Annotated in this window: 15 protein-coding genes; 6 read left to right on the forward strand and 9 right to left on the reverse strand. The window is 30.6% G+C overall.

All coding sequences use genetic code 11. The features are described 5' to 3' along the window. Positions 1-53: 53 nt before the first annotated feature. On the reverse strand, positions 54-1310 hold the full coding sequence (locus MHN29_RS07420; RefSeq protein ID WP_235273893.1) for an N-acetylmuramoyl-L-alanine amidase: 1257 nt from the start codon (positions 1308-1310) through the stop codon (positions 54-56). A 93-nt stretch (positions 1311-1403) separates the two neighbouring features. Between MHN29_RS07420 and MHN29_RS07425 the strand changes: the two genes are divergently transcribed. From MHN29_RS07425 to MHN29_RS07435, 3 genes are all read left to right on the forward strand, one after another. Then, complete coding sequence (locus MHN29_RS07425) at positions 1404-4106, forward strand: putative LPS assembly protein LptD (RefSeq protein WP_235273894.1); 2703 nt, start codon at positions 1404-1406, stop codon at positions 4104-4106. 26 nt (positions 4107-4132) lie between these two features. Beyond that, positions 4133-4513, forward strand: coding sequence for a RidA family protein (locus MHN29_RS07430; protein ID WP_235273895.1), 381 nt, complete (start codon positions 4133-4135; stop codon positions 4511-4513). Positions 4514-4709: 196 nt separating this feature from the next. After that, on the forward strand, positions 4710-5393 hold the full coding sequence (locus tag MHN29_RS07435) for a YceI family protein (RefSeq protein ID WP_235273896.1): 684 nt from the start codon (positions 4710-4712) through the stop codon (positions 5391-5393). Between the two features lie 123 nt (positions 5394-5516). On the opposite strand, the gene MHN29_RS07440 is transcribed toward MHN29_RS07435, so the two are convergent. The 4 genes from MHN29_RS07440 to pfkA form a co-directional block, all read right to left on the reverse strand. Beyond that, complete coding sequence (locus MHN29_RS07440; RefSeq protein ID WP_150899033.1) at positions 5517-5879, reverse strand: methylglyoxal synthase; 363 nt, start codon at positions 5877-5879, stop codon at positions 5517-5519. Positions 5880-5948: 69 nt separating this feature from the next. Further along, positions 5949-6941 (reverse strand): type I glyceraldehyde-3-phosphate dehydrogenase, encoded by a 993-nt coding sequence (gene gap / locus MHN29_RS07445; RefSeq protein WP_150899034.1) that lies wholly within the window; start codon positions 6939-6941, stop codon positions 5949-5951. A gap of 155 nt (positions 6942-7096) precedes the next feature. After that, a complete protein-coding gene (gene gap / locus MHN29_RS07450) occupies positions 7097-8089 on the reverse strand; it encodes a type I glyceraldehyde-3-phosphate dehydrogenase (protein ID WP_235273897.1) in 993 nt (330 codons plus the stop codon). A gap of 24 nt (positions 8090-8113) precedes the next feature. Continuing rightward, complete coding sequence (gene pfkA, locus MHN29_RS07455) at positions 8114-9097, reverse strand: 6-phosphofructokinase (RefSeq protein ID WP_235273898.1); 984 nt, start codon at positions 9095-9097, stop codon at positions 8114-8116. A 128-nt stretch (positions 9098-9225) separates the two neighbouring features. On the opposite strand from pfkA, the gene MHN29_RS07460 reads away from it, so the two are divergent. Continuing rightward, on the forward strand, positions 9226-10953 hold the full coding sequence (locus MHN29_RS07460; RefSeq protein ID WP_235273899.1) for a sodium:solute symporter family protein: 1728 nt from the start codon (positions 9226-9228) through the stop codon (positions 10951-10953). Between the two features lie 57 nt (positions 10954-11010). On the opposite strand, the gene MHN29_RS07465 is transcribed toward MHN29_RS07460, so the two are convergent. Next, complete coding sequence (locus tag MHN29_RS07465; RefSeq protein ID WP_235273900.1) at positions 11011-12381, reverse strand: tetratricopeptide repeat protein; 1371 nt, start codon at positions 12379-12381, stop codon at positions 11011-11013. A gap of 207 nt (positions 12382-12588) precedes the next feature. On the opposite strand from MHN29_RS07465, the gene MHN29_RS07470 reads away from it, so the two are divergent. Further along, entirely contained in the window at positions 12589-12930 is a 342-nt protein-coding gene (locus MHN29_RS07470) for a DUF2853 family protein (RefSeq protein ID WP_150899039.1), read from the forward strand. Positions 12931-13019: 89 nt separating this feature from the next. Further along, positions 13020-14444 (forward strand): L-serine ammonia-lyase, encoded by a 1425-nt coding sequence (locus tag MHN29_RS07475; RefSeq protein WP_235273901.1) that lies wholly within the window; start codon positions 13020-13022, stop codon positions 14442-14444. A 43-nt stretch (positions 14445-14487) separates the two neighbouring features. Here MHN29_RS07475 and MHN29_RS07480 read toward each other — a convergent pair whose 3' ends face one another. The 3 genes from MHN29_RS07480 to MHN29_RS07490 form a co-directional block, all read right to left on the reverse strand. After that, positions 14488-14943 (reverse strand): GNAT family N-acetyltransferase, encoded by a 456-nt coding sequence (locus tag MHN29_RS07480; RefSeq protein ID WP_235273902.1) that lies wholly within the window; start codon positions 14941-14943, stop codon positions 14488-14490. Further along, entirely contained in the window at positions 14940-16601 is a 1662-nt protein-coding gene (locus MHN29_RS07485; RefSeq protein ID WP_235273903.1) for a sodium:solute symporter, read from the reverse strand. Before MHN29_RS07485 ends, MHN29_RS07480 begins: the two co-directional genes overlap by 4 nt. Positions 16602-16711: 110 nt before the next feature. Next, entirely contained in the window at positions 16712-17479 is a 768-nt protein-coding gene (locus tag MHN29_RS07490) for a DUF6503 family protein (RefSeq protein ID WP_235273904.1), read from the reverse strand. Positions 17480-18230 lie beyond the last annotated feature (751 nt).

Below are 18230 nucleotides of genomic sequence, written 5' to 3' on the forward strand. Positions count from 1 at the left end.
TACCAGCGAAAATACTAAATATTTTGAGAGTAATAAGATAGATTACCTCTAAATTACTGGTTTTTCAAGGCCTCTTTGATAGATATCTTTTTTCCATTTTTAAAAGCAACTATCCAAGCATCTTTATAGCCAACCGATCTTGCTGTAGCCAAATGTTTTTTTATACCGGCCAAACTTCCTGAACTTCCATAAAAATACTTATAATAATCATCTATTATTAAATACTTTACATTTTTCAGATTTTTAAAGTTCTTTTCAGAAATAAACTTTCTTGAAGCTGCTATTTGCACTCTAAATTCTACTTTTGAGCTCGGTTTCTTAGTTACTGTTTTTGTTGAAGCCTTTTTCACTGGTTTCTTTTCAGGAGCTTTAGTTATCACCTTTTTCGTAACAACCTTAGTATCTTTTTTAACTGACTTTGGTTTTTGATTGACTTTTTTAGGTGTTACCTTTTGAGTTTCTTTCTTTTTTGGTGTTTCAGCAACAGTGTTTGCTGAACTTGAGTTATCTCTAACTCTATTTAGTTTTAATACATTAATGTATTTTTTAATAGCTTCGGCAATAGCTTTGGCCATTTTTATTTGTCCTGATCTTGTATTTAAAAACCTTCCTTCTTTTACGTTTGTTAAGAAACCTAACTCAACTAAAACACTTGGCATAACGGTTTCTCTAAGTACTAAAAAGTTTGCTTGTTTAACCTTTCTATTATTTCTTTTCAAGGAAACAAAATTATCTTGAATCATCCCCGCAATGTCCAAACTATTATCCAAGTTCCCTTCTTGTAGTACTGATAATCCTATTACAGACTCAGGAGAATTAGGATCGTAATCGTAGTTCTGCTTATAATTATCTTCTAATAAAATTACGGCATTCTCTCTTTTAGAAATCTCTAAATTTTCTTTATTACCATTTAAACCTAAAACAAAAGTACTTGCGCCGTGAGGGTGTTCTTTAGTAAAAGCATCACAATGTATTGATACAAATAAGTCTGCTTTTTTTGTATTCGCTATTTTTGCTCTATTATGTAACTCTACAAAAACATCCGTTTTTCTTGTATAAACAACATTAACATCTTTAGCCGTTAATAACTCTTTACCTACATCCAAAGCAACACGCAACGCTATTTTTTTTTCTCTATATCCGTTTCCGATATTACCAGAGTCTTTTCCTCCATGTCCAGCATCCAAAACAACTGTGTACTTTTTCTGAGCATAAACCTCTGCATTATAGCTTATGGAAATGAAGAATAGTATTAAAAATAAAAGAGTTTTTTTTCTAAGATTATATTTAGGTAATTTTAAGAATTGCATCAATAAAATTTAACTATTTTTGGTTTCTAAAATATAGGCATTCAAATAACACGCCAAAGTTTTAAATATAACACAAAAATAGTATTTATAATATTGCGAGCAAATCTAACTTACATACTTTTAGCTTTATATCTTTTTTGTTTTCAAATAGGTAATGCACAAGAGTTTGGAGATAAAGGTATTCCAGACCAAAAAGCTAAAAAAAAGCCTGTTTTAAACACTTCAAAAGATACTTTGATTGATTTAAAAAACAGAAAAGCTTTAGACATAAAAAAAGACACTATTGTTAATGATTCTATTAAACCTAAGGAAGTTATCGATGGAATTATAACGCATGATGCTGAGGATTATACCATTCAAAATGCTAAAAACAAAACTGTTACTTTATTTAATAAAGCTCGTGTTACTTATACCAATATTGATCTAAAAGCTGGTATCATAATTTTAGATTATAAAAACAACACTGTTTATGCTAAGGGTATTAAAGACAGTTTAGGGTATCATCAAAGACCCGTTTTTAAACAAGGTGGTCAGGAATCTGAACAAGATTCGATTATTTTTAACTTTAAAACTAAAAAAGCTTTAGTATATGGTGTAAAAACGGATCAAAATGGATTAATTACCTATGCTGAGAAAACAAAACGTGTTAATGACTCAACTATTTACATGCGTCGTTTACGTTTTACTACTTCCCAAAAGAAAATTCCTGATTATTATATCCAAACTAATAAAGCTAAGCTGGTTCCTGGAAAAAAAATAATTGTAGGTGGTAGTAATTTAGTATTAGCTGATGTTCCTACTCCTGTATATTTACCTTTTGCTTATTTCCCGTTAACAGACAAAAGAACTTCTGGTTTTATCATTCCTTCTTGGGGTGATAGCAATAACCAAGGATTTTCTTTGCAAAATGGTGGTTATTATTTTGCTGTTAATGATTATTTTGACTTAACTTTATTAGGAGATGTTTTTACAAATGGTAGTTGGGGATTAAGAGCTAATTCTAACTATAAGGTACGTTATAAGTTTAATGGTAGCTTCGGTATACACTTTGAAAACATAATACAAGGAATTAGAGGATTGAGTGACTTTAGTAAAAGAACTAATTTCAACATAAGATGGAACCACAATCAAGATTCTAAAGCAAGCCCTAATTCACGTTTTTCAGCTTCTGTTAACTTAGGTAGTAGTGCTTATTACAGGCAATCTTTGAATGAATTTAATAGCTCACAGTTTTTAGATAATACTTTAAGTTCTTCTATTTCTTATTACAGGAAATTTGTTGGTACTCCCTTCAACATGAACATTACAGCAACTCATTCTCAAAATACTAATACAGAATCAATTGTAATGACATTACCTTCTTTACAATTAAACATGGATCAGATATATCCTTTTGCTGGTAAAGGAGGAGCTAAAACCAATCCTATTCAAAAAATGGGATTAAATTATAACATGCAAGGTATTTTTCAAATAAACACCACTGATGATGAGTTTTTTACCAGTAAAATGTTTAGAACTGCTAAAAAAGGAGTACAACATAATTTAAGTACAAGTACTAGTTTAAAAGTATTAAAACATTTTACATTATCACCTGGTGCTAGTTATAAAGATGTTTGGTATTTTGATAAAATTAACAAACGATATGACCCTAATGAGACAAACTCTGAAGGAAATTTAGGTGCAGTTGTCAACGATACTATTAGTGGTTTTAATCGCTTTAACGAATATGGTTTTAATTTATCTTTAACAACAAATATCTATGGTACTTTTAACTTTAAAAAAGGCCGATTAAAAGCTATTCGACACACAATTAGACCAACCATTACTTATGGGTACAGACCAAATTTTGCTGACCAGTATAATTTACAAGTGCAACAAAGTTCTGATCCAAACGATTTACTTACATACTCTCCTTTTGAAGGTGGTGTATACGGACCTCCAGCTGGTGGTGTATCGAACAATATAGGTATTGCTATAAACAATGTCTTAGAAGCCAAAGTTGCTCCAAAAGACCCTGACAGTGACGAAGAAGACAAAAAAGTAACCATACTTAATAACTTAAACTTTAGAACTAACTACGATATTACTAAAGATAGTCTTAGGTGGAGTAACCTTAATATTACTGCTGGTACTCGATTACTAAAAGACAAATTAGCTATAAACATGAATATGTCTTTAGACCCTTACCAAATTAACAGTAAAGGGCAACAAATAGACAAATTTAATGATGGTATTTTTAGAATTGAAGCTATTGGAGTTACCGCAAATTATTCTTTATCTAGTAAAGATTTTCAAAAAAAGAAAGACGACAACGAAAATAAAGATCAAGGTAATGGAGCCCAAGACACTCCTGATGTATTTGGTCAAAATATATTACCTACTAATAGTTTCTCTGCAAACCCTAACAATAACCAAAACAACAATAAAAACAAAACCAAAAAAACTGAGCTGTACCGAGCCAAAATTCCTTGGACTTTAAATTTAGTTTATGCTATGGGATATTCTAACAATGGCCTTGTTAGCTCCATCACAAACAACTCTCTAATGTTTAGTGGTGATGTAGAATTATCGCCAAAATGGAAAGTAACCTTTTCTTCTGGATACGATATTAAAAACAATGCATTTACATATACCAGACTTGGTTTCTCTAGAGACCTAGATAGTTGGCGTTTTAATTTTAACTGGACTCCTTTTGGACCTAATTCATCTTATAACTTCTTCATCGGAGTTAAATCTTCTATATTAAGTGAATTAAAATGGAATAAAAATAAACCAAGAGATAGAGTTTTATTCTAACTTAGTCAATTTCTAATAAACAAACAATGAAAAAAATAATCACAACAACAAAAGCACCTGCTCCAATTGGACCATATAATCAAGCAGTACTAAGCGGTAATACACTATATACTTCAGGTCAAATTGCAATTAATCCTGAAACTGGTGAATTAGTTCAAGACTCTATTGAAGCTGAAACTAAACAAGTAATGGAAAACATGAAAGAAGTTTTAGCTGCCGCTGAAATGACTTTTGAAAATGTAGTAAAAACTTCTATTTTCATTTCAGACATGCATAACTTTTCTAAAATTAATGCTGTGTACGCAGAATATTTCGATGAGACTACTGCTCCTGCTAGAGAAACTGTTGAAGTAGCTAACTTACCTAAGTTTGTTAATGTTGAAATAAGCATGATAGCTATTAAATAACTTTATTAGAACAATTATCAGTTATCATATTAATAAGCGTTGAGAATTATATTCTTAACGCTTTTTTTAGTCTTATTTGTAAAAGCTTAAACCTTATTCTTTATTGTTGTTTACCATACTACTTCTGTTGTTTATAGATTTATTTTGATGGCTTGATTTTTATAACGCAAACTTGTAATCTATTAAAACAGAAACAATGAAATACTTCTATTCAATTCTTTTGATTGCATTTTTAATGTTATCATGTAAAAACAACAAAGAAAATCAAGCTGAAAACAAAGCAACCCTAAAAGAAGTTGCTCAAACAACAGAAACTATCCTTTCTGGTAATAAATCAATTAACATTGATAAAAGTACTATTATTTGGAAAGGTCATAAAATATTAGGTAGTCATACTGGAGAAATTAAATTAAAAAGTGCTGGGTTAACTTTTAACAATGGTACTTTAACTAAAGGAAGTTTTATTGTAGATATGAATACGATTAAAGCTGTTGAACTTATGAAAGATGGAGATGATGATGAAGAGGAAGAAGAAGAAAATAATGAAGGTGAAGAACACGATGACAGAGATGATTTAGCAAACCATTTAAAAAATGAAGATTTTTTTGATGCTAACAAATATCCTGAAGCAACTTTTACAATTAAACAAGCTACTAAAAATGGTGATTCTTATAAAATAACAGGAGATATGACTATTAAAGAAATTACGAAAGAAATCGCTTTTGATGCTATCATTTCTGGACAAACACTAAAATCTCATTTAAAAATTAACAGAACCGACTTTGGAATAAAATATGGTTCAGGTTCTTTTTTCAAAAACTTAGGTGACAATATAATTAAAGATCAATTTGATTTAATTATTTCTTTAGTTATTGAGTAATACTTTTTCTTTAATTCTTGATAATTTTTAAAGATGTTGTTATTTTTTAACACCCCTTAATTCCTTTAAAAAATAACGACAAAAAACCGAAACGATTTGTTTCGGTTTTTTTTATTTAAAATTTTAAACAGCTTTTATCAATAATTCCGCTGTTGCTGGATTTGTAGCTAAAGGAACATCATGTACATCACATAGACGTAATAACATAGAGATATCTGGTTCATGTGGGTGCTTCTCATGTGGATCTCTAAAAAACAGCACCATATTACACTTTCCTTCCGCAACTCTACTCGCTATTTGTGCATCACCTCCATAAGGACCAGATAAGTATTTTGTTACTTCAAAACCTGCCTTTTCAACTTTAGATCCCGTAGTTCCTGTTGATATTAGTTTTATATTCTTTTGCTGAAGAATTACTTGATTCTCATTTAAAAATTGAACCATTTCGGCTTTCTTACCGTCGTGTGCTATAATTGCTATTTCCATATAATCTATATTAAATAAAAAATTCCCGCATTTGATGCGGGAATACAATTTACAAAATATTTTATGCTTTTATAACGATGCAGAATATTCTAATAAATCAACAATCTTAGTTGCATATCCAAACTCATTGTCATACCAAGATATAACTTTAAAAAAGTTCTCATTTAATTCTAAACTTGCATCAGCATCAATAACTGAAGTTCTTGTTTCAGATACAAAATCCTGAGATACAACCTCATCTTCTGTATAACCTAAAATTCCTTTCAACTCTCCTTCTGAAGCTTCTTTTAATGTTGCTAAGATATCTTTTAAAGAAGTCGATTTTTCAGTTCTAAATGTTAAATCCACTAAAGATACATCTGCTACAGGAACTCTTACAGCCATTCCTGTTAATTTACCTAACATTTCCGGAATTACCTTGGTTACTGCTTTTGCCGCACCTGTAGAGGTAGGAATAATATTATTTACAACTGAACGTCCTCTTCTCCATTTTTTATTAGGTCCATCTACTGTATTTTGAGTAGAAGTTGCCGCATGTACAGTAGTCATTAAACCTTCTGTCATTCCATAAGCATCATTAATAACTTTTACTAATGGCGCTAAACAGTTCGTAGTACAAGAAGCATTTGAAATGATAGTTTCTTCAGCTGTCATTTCAGTATGATTTACTCCCATTACATACATTTTTGCATCTTTTGATGGCGCTGAGATAATTACCTTTTTAGCACCTCCTTTTATATGTAATTCAGCCTTTTCTTTATCTGTAAAAAAACCTGTAGATTCTATAACATACTCAGCTCCTACTTCGTTCCACTTTAAGTTTTCAGGATTTCTATCAGCTGTAACACGAATAACCTTACCATTTACCACTAAATTCCCATCCTTTACCTCAACATCACCATCAAAACGTCCGTGAACAGAATCATACTTTAATAAATAAGCTAAATAATCGACATCTAATAAATCATTAATCCCAACTATCTCTATGTTATCTCTATTAATTGCCGAACGGAAAGCTAGTCTACCAATCCTTCCAAATCCGTTAATCCCTATTTTAATCATTTGTTTCTATTTTTGTGTTCTTATGGGGCGTTTTTTTTAATTTTCTACGTCCCACTTGCTTAATAAAGTGAACCTACAAATATAAAACTTATCCGAATAAAAAAACCTGATAGCTTTAAAAACTATCAGGTTAATGTTTTGAATTTAACAAATTTTTATAAAGATGCTGAATATTCTAATAAGTCAACAATTTTAGTAGCATATCCAAACTCATTGTCATACCAAGATACTACTTTAAAGAAGTTACTATTTAACTCTAAACTCGCATCGGCATCTACTATTGAAGTTCTTGCATCAGAAACAAAATCTTGCGATACAACCTCATCTTCTGTATAACCTAAAATTCCTTTTAACTCTCCTTCTGAAGCTTCTTTTAAAGCTTTTTTAATTTCTTCTAAAGAAGTAGCTTTTTCTGTTCTAAAAGTTAAATCTACTAAAGAAACATCCGCTACAGGAACTCTTACAGCCATACCTGTTAATTTACCTTCTAAGGCAGGGATTACTTTTGTTACTGCTTTTGCTGCTCCTGTAGAAGCAGGGATTAAGTTATTAAGAACAGATCTTCCTCTTCTTCTATCTTTATTTGGTCCATCTACCACTCCTTGTCCAGAAGTTGCAGCGTGTACTGTAGTCATTAATCCTTCTACAATTCCGAAGTTTTCATCTAACACTTTAGATAATGGTGCTAAACAATTTGTTGTACAAGACGCATTAGACATTACAGTTTCATCAGCAGTCATTTCTGTATGGTTTACTCCCATCACATACATCTTAGCATCTTTAGATGGTGCTGAAATAAATACTTTCTTTGCTCCTCCTTTTAAATGTAAACCTGCTGCTTCTTTTGTTAAAAAGAAACCTGTAGACTCTATTACGTAATCAGCTCCAGCTTCATCCCATTTTAAATTTTCAGGGTTTCTTTCTGCTGTTACTCTTATTTGTTTTCCATTAACAATTAATTGACCGTCTTTTACCTCAACATCACCATCAAAACGCCCGTGAACAGAATCATACTTTAATAAATATGCTAAATAATCTACATCTAGTAAATCGTTTATTGCAACTACTTCTACATTAGCTCTATTTATTGCTGCTCTAAAGGCGATTCTTCCTATCCTACCGAATCCATTAATTCCTATTTTTATCATACTTACTATTTTAATTACTAAATTTTACGTGGTCATTATATCAGAAACTCTTAAAAGTTCCTTATTAATCTCATTTTGACCTTTTATTGCTTTCTCTAAATCTATCGTTTCTATTTCATTATTGTTGAGCCCAACCATTAAATTTGTTTCTCCATCGATTAACAACTCAACAGCTTTCACTCCCATCCTACTTGCTAAAACTCTATCAAAACAAGATGGGGTTCCTCCTCTTTGCATATGTCCTAAAACAGATACTCTCACTTCATAGTCTTCTAAATTCTCTTCTACATAGTCTGCTAATTCAAAAACATTTTTACCTGTTTTATCTCCTTCTGAAACCACTACAATACTTGAAGACTTCCCTGCTCTTCTACTCTTTTTTAAAGATTCTAATAACCTATCCAATCCTAAATCTTCTTCTGGTATTAAAATCTCTTCTGCACCTGCTCCAACACCTGCATTTAACGCTATAAAACCAGCATCACGTCCCATAACCTCAACAAAAAACAACCTATTGTGTGAAGATGCGGTATCTCTAATTTTATCTATAGCGTCTACAGCTGTATTTAAAGCTGTATCATAACCTAAAGTGTGAGTAGTTCCAAAAATGTCGTTATCAATTGTTCCTGGAATCCCTATGATTGGGAAGTTATACTCTTTATTAAACACAACCCCTCCTGTAAAGGATCCATCTCCTCCAATTACAACAAGAGCATCGACATTATTTTCTAGTAGGTTTTCGTATGCTTTTTTACGCCCTTCTTCAGTTCTAAATTCTTTAGATCTTGCAGACTTCAATATAGTACCTCCTTTATGAACTATATTATTTACACTTCTGGCTGTTAAAGGAATCATATCTCCTTCAATCATTCCTTGATATCCTCTATATATTCCTACACATTCAGTTCTATAATAAGCACAAGCTCTAACAACTGATCTAATTGCTGCATTCATTCCTGGCGAGTCTCCACCAGAAGTCATTACTGCTATTTTTTTTATTTTTCTCATAAATCTCAGGTTCAAAATTAAATAAATATAGTGCTTCTCTAACAAAAAACTGCGAAATCGTTTTCGACTTTAATAGCAATTTAACGTTTGAAAATATTTAATTACATTAGCCAATAAACCAAAAAATTATGACTTTAACCACTATTGATTATATAATCATTGTAGGATTTTTTATAATCTCTTTACTTATAGGAGTTTGGGCTTCTAAATCTGCAGGAAAAAATAGTTCCGAATTCTTTTTATCTGGTAGAAATATGCCTTGGTGGTTATTAGGAGTATCTATGGTTGCAACAACCTTTGCCGCAGACACTCCTGGACTGGTTACCGAACTTGTTCGAAAAAATGGTGTTTCTGGTAACTGGGTATGGTGGGCCATGTTACTTACTGGTATGCTTACTGTATTCTTCTATGCTAAACTATGGAGAAAATCGGGTATTACAACCGATTTAGAATTTTATGAATTACGATACTCTGGTAAAACAGCTAGTTTTTTAAGAGGTTTTAGAGCTATATATTTAGGAGTTATATTTAATATTATAACCATGGCTGGAGTTTGTTTAGCTGGAGCAAAAATTGCAAATATATTATTAGGTATTTCTCAAGGAGAAATGTTATTATACTCTTCTATAATTGTAGTGATTTATTCTTCTCTAGGAGGTTTAAAAGGTGTGTTACTTACCGATTTTGTTCAATTTTTAATTGCCATGGTAGGTTCTGTGTGGGCTACTATATATATTGTAAACCTTCCAGAAATCAATGGTCTTTCTAACTTATTATCACATCCAAATGTTAGTTCTAAATTAGCAATGCTACCTGATTTTTCTAACACAGAAGCTTTAATTACATTATTTATTATTCCTTTTGCTGTTCAATGGTGGAGTACTTGGTATCCTGGAGCTGAACCTGGTGGTGGTGGTTATATTGCTCAACGTATGCTAGCTGCTAAAGATGAAAAGAATGCTACTTGGGCTACTTTATTTTTCAACTTTGCACATTATGCTTTACGTCCTTGGCCATGGATTATAGTTGGATTAGCTTCATTAATTATATTCCCTTCTTTAGAGAGTATGAATCAAGCCTTTCCTAGCCTAACTACAGAAATGCAAGGTCACGATGTTGGATATGCTGCAATGATGACTTATTTACCTGCTGGTTTATTAGGTATTGTATTAACATCATTAATTGCTGCTTTTATGAGTACTATTTCTACACAATTAAATTGGGGTAGTTCTTATTTAGTAAATGATTTTTATAGCCGATTTATCAATAAAGATGCTTCAGAAAAACAAAAAGTAATCATTGGAAGAATATCAACAGTTTTATTAATGTTATTTGCCGCTCTTTTTTCTTTTTATTTACAATCGGCAAAAGATGTTTTTGATTTATTACTTCAAATAGGTGCTGGAACTGGTTTGCTATTTATTTTACGATGGTTTTGGAGTAGAATAAATCCTTATAGTGAAATAGCTGCAATGGCTATCTCTTTCTTTATTGCTGTTTTCTTTTTTATCAATGGTAAAATGGAAACTCCAATAATTGAAATAGCTGGTTATTGGCAATTAATTATAGGTGTTCTTATTACTACTATTGGATGGATTTTAGTTACTTTTTTAACTTCTCCAACTGATCAAAACACAATAAATAACTTTAATCAATTAATTTTTGAAGGAGAAGATAAGTTTAAAAATATTGGTGCTAAAATTGTTGGATTTATAACTGGTACTATTGGAGTGTATAGTTTTCTATTTGCAACTGGAAACTGGATTTACGGAAAAACTTTAATTGCTATTATACTCTCTGTTTTAACACTAGGCTGTATTATAGTTTTACGTAAGATATGGAAACATATTTCTTAAGTTAGTATATAACAAACAATAAAAAAGCTCCAAGATTTACATTTTGGAGCTTTTCTTTTACTTTATTACTTTTTTGTGATTGGATATTATTTTCTGTACCCTTTCTTTTTCATAAACTGAAGGATACAACTCCTTTATGATTAAATGATATTCATAATCTATAGCTAAAGCATTTTTCAAATGCGTTAAACTATACTCCTCTTTATCTAAAATCATAAATAACCCACATAAGCGATATTCTACCTCTGCAAATTCTTTATATATCTTTTTAGCTTTAATCAAAACTTTTAAAGCTTCATTGAACTCTCCTAAGAATAGTAAAATATCTGTTAAAGCTATAAAAATTTCAATCTCTTTATCGCCTAATTCTATACAATTAGAAAAAGCTTTTACAGCTTCCTCATAAAAGTTTAATTTTAAATTAATATCTCCATATTTCCTCCAATATAGAGCATTACTTTCATCTATTTGAATTGCTTTATTAATATAATACAATGCTTTTTGAAAATTCTCATTGCTATAACAAGCATTTGTTAATAGAATCCACCCTCTATCTAAAAGAGGATCTTCATGTACTGCTTTTTTATAGAAATGAATTGCTGTATGAATATTATTTAACTTTTCATAACACTCCCCTATTCTTACATACGCATAAGCAGTAGGATCATCTAATTCTAATGTTATTAAATAATTTTCAATAGCCTCTTCAAAACGATCTAGTTTTTCTAAAGTTTTAGCTTTCTCTAAATACCCTCCAATGAAGCTATCATCTATAAGCACGGCATAATCAAATGAAGTTAAAGCTTCTTTAAACATTCCTATTTCAAAATATTGCCTTCCTAATTGATGCCAAGCGACTTCACAATAAGGATTTTTATCTAAATAAGAATTTAAGAATTTTATAGCATCTTCATGGTTTCCTTGCATATCAAAACAATACACAATATTATACAATGAAGAATAATCTTCATAATCAACATCAATACATTTTGCAAAGTTTAAACGAGCATTTTCAAAATCGTCTAAATACAAATATTCCATTCCCAACATAGACCATATATCTACAGGGTCTTCAATGTATTGTAAAGACTCTTTTAGTATTGAAATAGCTTCTATATGTTTTTTCTTTTTTGATAAAATAACAGCTTTCTGAATGTACACCTCATCGTTATGAGGTTCTACTGCTTCAATGTTTGTTAACATCTTTACAGCTTCCTCTAATTCATCTTCAAATATTAAAAGTTCAACTTTCATGAGTTTAAGTTGAATTGAAGTAGGATGCTGTTCTAACCCCAGCTGTACAGCTTTTTTTGCCAATGAATGTTTACCTATATTTAAGTAATGCTCTATAATTGTTTCAAACTCAGCAGCATCGAAAAAATAAACATCATTGGTTTTCAACATTGATTCAAATTTTGATAATGACATAGGCAACAGATTTGAATTTATATAAATTTACTACAAGAACAATGCCTTTTTACTTAGATTTCTTTTTGTTTTCAACAATTTAATTAACAATTTCAACTAGGTATTTCCTGTCTATTATAGCTATTTGAAAGAACAAATTATTTTTCTATATTTGAAAGGATTAAAGAAATCTACAAAAAATTAAAATCTAATTTTAAACAAAAAATCATGAGTAAATTTGACGAAAAAGTAGAACTGTATAAAAAGTTTATGGACGATAGAGATATCCGTTCTAACACTGATTTATTAAAGGCTGTGACAAAAGGATTAGGGCCATCTATCTATAAAAAAGATGCTGAAACTGTTTCTGGTTCAGATCCTAAAGAATTGGAAACTGTTAAGAAGAACTTCTTAATGAAAAAATTAGGTTTAGATGATAGTCCTGAATTAGACAAAGCTATTGACGACGTTATGGAAAGAATTGGAAGATCTGAAAGAAATAAGTATCGTGCAGTTGTATACTACATGCTTACTAAGAAATTTGATAAAGAATCTGTTTACGGAATGTAAAAATTTCTTTATATATATAAAAAATAAAGTCCTGTATTCAATAAATACAGGACTTTTTCTATTTTAGCCGTCAACAAACAACCTATATTATGTCGCAATTTATTAGTGTTTTCGATATGCTAAAAATTGGCGTTGGTCCCTCTAGTTCACATACTTTAGGGCCATGGAGAGCCGCACAACAATGGATTAAAAAATTAAAAGACAATAATCTTTTTGATAACATTGATGGTATTAGAATTGACTTATATGGTTCTTTATCTTTAACTGGTAAAGGACATGCTACCGATTTATCTGTGTTATTAGGACTCAGCGGTACCGACCCTGAATATATTCCTGTAGATGATATAGACATTATTATCAATAAAATAAAAACTACTACTCGTTTAGATTTTAATGCAGAGAAAACGATTGTATTTTCAACTGATAATGTTGTTTTTAATAAAGACTTTTTACCATTTCATTCAAACGGATTGACTTTTAGAGGTTTTTCTAAAGGAAAAGAAATATCTACAGAAACATATTACTCTATTGGTGGTGGTTTTGTTGTTCAAGAAGAGATAAGTGAATCTGCCGATACTGAAATAAACAAAAAGAACTTTCCTTTTCCTATAAATAGAGCTACTGAATTAGAAGAGTATTGTGAAAACGAGGGCAAAAATATTTCTGATATTGTTTTTCAAAATGAATTAATTCTAAACGATGAGAATCATATAAATTCTGAATTAAAACGCGTTTGGGATACGATGCTTGAGTGTATGTATATAGGTTGCCATACTGAAGGAGTTTTACCTGGAGGTTTAAACGTAAAAAGAAGAGCCTTTGAAACTCATCAAAAATTAATTAAAGGTGCTACTTACAACAGTAAAGAAGAATGGCTTACCGCTATTAGAGGTACTGAGGTAAAATTTAGAGAAATACTTAAATGGGTTAGTTGTTTAGCCTTATCGGTAAATGAAGTAAATGCTTCACTAGGTAGAGTTGTTACCGCTCCTACAAATGGAAGCGCGGGAGTAATTCCTGCTGTTTTAATGTACTATCTAGTAATTGAAAACCATGATGGAGATTTTGAACACATTAAAAAGTTCTTACTAGTTGCTGGAGAAATTGGTAGTATTTTTAAGAAAAATGCAACAATTTCTGCTGCTATGGGTGGATGTCAAGCCGAAATAGGAGTCTCTTCTGCTATGGCTGCAGCTGCTCTTACTGAACTATTAGGAGGAACTCCTGGACAATGTTTAGTTGCTGCTGAAATAGCAATGGAGCATCATTTAGGACTTACTTGCGATCCTATTGGAGGGTTAGTACAAGTACCATGTATAGAACGTAATGCCATGGGAGCTATTAAGGCTATTAATGCTGCTGAAATGGCTTTAGAAACCAACCCAAAAGAATCTTTAGTTCCTCTAGACAAAGTTATTGATACCATGTGGGAAACTGCTAAAGATATGAACCGTAACTATAAAGAAACCTCTGAAGGAGGTTTAGCAGTTACAGTTGGTTTAGCAGATTGCTAAAATTATATAATATATAAAATGAGTTTATAAGAAATTACATTTCTTATAAACTCATTCTCATATTTATCAAGTTCTTTTTGAAATTTACTTTTTCGTAAGCTCTAATTGCTCCTTGATTTTCTGCATATACATCTAATCTTACTTCAGAAACATTTCTCGAAAGTATCCATGTATTTAAAGCTTCAACTACTTTTTTGTTCACTCCTTTTCCTCTATGAGTAGGCTTTACATACATAAAACCTAAATAAGCAAACTTATCAAATTTGAAGTACGATTTTGGTATCACAATTCTAGCATAGCCAGAACCAATTATTTCATCATTTTCAACTGCCACCATTACCTCAACTTCATCAGATAAAATCATAGCTTTAATATCATAATAAGATATTTTCCCTTCTTTTAATGTTTTATCAAAAGGGCGCTCTGCCTTAATTAACTCTTGTTCAAAATCGAGTAAAATAGGTAAGTCTTCTAAATTTGCTTTTCTTGTTTTAATCATTCTTTATTTTCTGAATTTAGCGATTGAATTAATATTGCAATTCCCATTACTAATCCACAACCTAAAGCATTTAACCATAAATAAGGTAACCAATCTAAATACCAAACAACAATGATTAATAATTGCGTTATAATTGCTGAAATGAACACCGAATTCCCTTTTACTTTTTTAAAGAAAAATGCTAATAAGAAGATTCCTAATACGTTTCCATAAAAAATGGACCCAATAATATTTACCAGTTGGATTAAATTATCAAATAAATTGGCGACACAAGCAACTAGAATAGCTAACAGCCCCCACCCTAACGTAAACCATTTAGACATTTTTACATAATGCTCTTCACTATATTCTTTAGTTACATTACGTTTATATAAATCGATTGCTGTGGTAGACGCTAAAGCATTTAATTCTGATGCTGTAGACGACATCGCTGCCGATAAGATTACTGCCAATAATAAACCTATTAATCCTTTAGGTAAATTATGCAATATAAAATGAATAAAAACATAGTCTTTATCATTTGTTTCTACCTCTGCATTTGCCTTTTTAATTATAGCTTTTGCATCAGCTTTTAAACTCTTATCTTGTTCATTTAACTCTTGAAGTTGTTTTTTGTTCTCTTCTGTTAAACCTTCAAATATTAATGTCTTTTTGCTATTCTCTATTTGAATATGCTTTAGTTGTAGTTCTTTATATTCATTAGCGTATTTAGATTTCTCAACAACTTCATTTGCTTTTGGATTAAAGTTTAAAGGCGAAGCATTAAACTGATAAAAAACAAACACCATTACCCCTACTAACAGAATAAAAAACTGCATTGGAACTTTTAACAAACCGTTAAAAATTAATCCTAATTGACTTTCTCTAGCTGACTTTCCTGATAAATATCGTTGTACCTGACTTTGATCAGTACCAAAATAAGAAAGCATTAAAAAAGTACCTCCTAAAATACCTGTCCAAACTGTATAACGATTGTTCAAATCCCAAGAAAAATCAAGCACCTTCATTTTATCTGAAGCACCTGCTATTTCTAAAGCTTTTGTAAATGTAATTCCATCAGGTAAGTATTGAAGTATAAGGTAAAAAGCAATAAACATTCCTGCAAAAATTACAGCCATTTGTTGCTTCTGTGTAACACTTACTGCTTTTGTTCCTCCAGAAACTGTATAAACAATTACTAAAAATCCTATGATAATATTTAGCGTTATCAAATCCCATCCTAAAACAGCCGATAAAATAATGGCAGGTGCAAAAATGGTAATCCCTGCTGCTAAACCTCTTTGAATTAAAAATAAAATTGCGGTAAGCGTTCTTGTTTTTTTATCAAAACGACCTTCTAAATACTCATAAGCCGTATAAACCTTTAATTTATGATAAATAGGTATAAAAACTAAGCAAATAATAACCATAGCAATAGGCAATCCAAAATAAAATTGCACAAAGCCCATTCCACTATGAAATGCTTGTCCAGGAGTTGATAAAAAAGTAATGGCACTCGCTTGAGTTGCCATTACAGATAGGCCTATAGTCCACCATTTACTTTCGTTTCCACCTTTAATATACTCTTCTACATTTTTGCTTCCTCGTGTTTTCCAAACACCATAAAATACAATAAACAATAATGTTAAAGAGAGTACAATCCAATCAATTGTTTGCATAATTAACTAGTATATAAATTTGTAATAATGTAAAATATTGATATATAAATCAGGTTTGCAAACAGTACTAGCGTGTACTCTTTTTTCCAAGTATATTTTTGTTGACTCATTTATTTGTTTGGTTTATCGAAAAAACTATCAGCCAATGATGCTTGACTTAATAATGGTAATTTAAATTCAGTTGGTTCTCCTCTTGGTACTGTAGGATTACCTTCTTCATTTTTCTGGTACCAAGTTATTGATTTTGGTAATAAGAAACCGTTAACATTTTCCCAATCATTATATCTAATTAGACTAAACTTATCAGATGGTTTCTTGCTAAAATAAGTAACTGTATACCCTAACCAAGTCATTTCTTTAGTTGTTGGATCGTAATATATAAAATAGTTATCATCTGGAGAAGAACCTATAGCTCCTTTATAAGATATTTTAACTCCTGGATACTTCTTTCCTTCAAACTCTATTGGTGCTGTTTCAGAATAAACTATTCCATCATCTGCTAATACAAAAGGCATTGCATAAAAATAGAAATATAAGTTATAATAAAACTTTGGATCTTTTTTATAGGCGGTAGTATCAGACACCCATACATCTTTTCCATTATAACCTAAAGAGTATTCAGGTGAATTAATTACTGTTTTTCTTGAATGTAAGTCAATTGTATGCTCTTCCTTATTTAAAGTATATGATAAGGTTTTCATTTTGTTCCACTCCTCTATTCCTCCATGTTTTTTGAAAACCTCTGTTAATTCTTTAGAATATTTTTTCTCTTTAACTTCAGTTGGTGTAGCTTCTGTTTTTTGAGTTTCTTTTTTAGGCTCATTCTTACATGCTATAGAAACAATAGCAATAGCTATTAATAAAACTAGTTTTTTCATTTTAAATAATGTTTATGTTGATGCAACATACGTCGTATATTGAAGGTAAACTTACATAAGTTTATGAATATAAAAAACAAAAAACGCCCGATTAGGCGTTTTTGTGACATGCATTTTAAATTTTTTACTTTGGTTAGAGTAAAACATTCATTTTGTTTTCTTTTTTCATATAATTTTCCCTTGTCGACGCGATACGGACCCCCATCCGTATCTAACCCTTATAAGAGTTTAATTTTTAACCATTACAAAGATATTTTATGCTTTTAACAACTTGGTAAGTGTTTCACTTACTTTTAGTAAGTGAAACACTTACTTTTTTACCAACAAGTACAAAAACACCTGTTTTACAGAAGTTTAAATTCAGTAATTAGCATTTTTTTAACATTTTAAAAAATAATGTATATTTGCTCTTCAAATGATGAATATAAATTTACATATCGCTGTATGGCTAATGAAGCCAACTTGTAGTTTTCGTGAAGTTGTTGATGGACAATTTTACAAAAACGGACGTAGTATGTTTATTTCTGACAATTTTCGAATATGATATAACATATAAATTAACACTATATAAAGCGTCCAACTAAAATTGGACGCTTTTTTTTATAATTTTTTTAAAAATATTGACATTTTAATTTAAACATATAAAAAGCACACCTTGACTCATAAACAACTGAACTACAAACTGTTGCTAACAAGCTAAAATCTAGATAATATCTGGACAGGACTTCCTTATTTTAAAAACAACCTAACT

Origin of the sequence: Tenacibaculum sp. Cn5-46 (genome assembly GCF_022347705.1) — a bacterium.
In the GTDB taxonomy this organism is placed as follows: domain Bacteria; phylum Bacteroidota; class Bacteroidia; order Flavobacteriales; family Flavobacteriaceae; genus Polaribacter; species Polaribacter aiptasiae.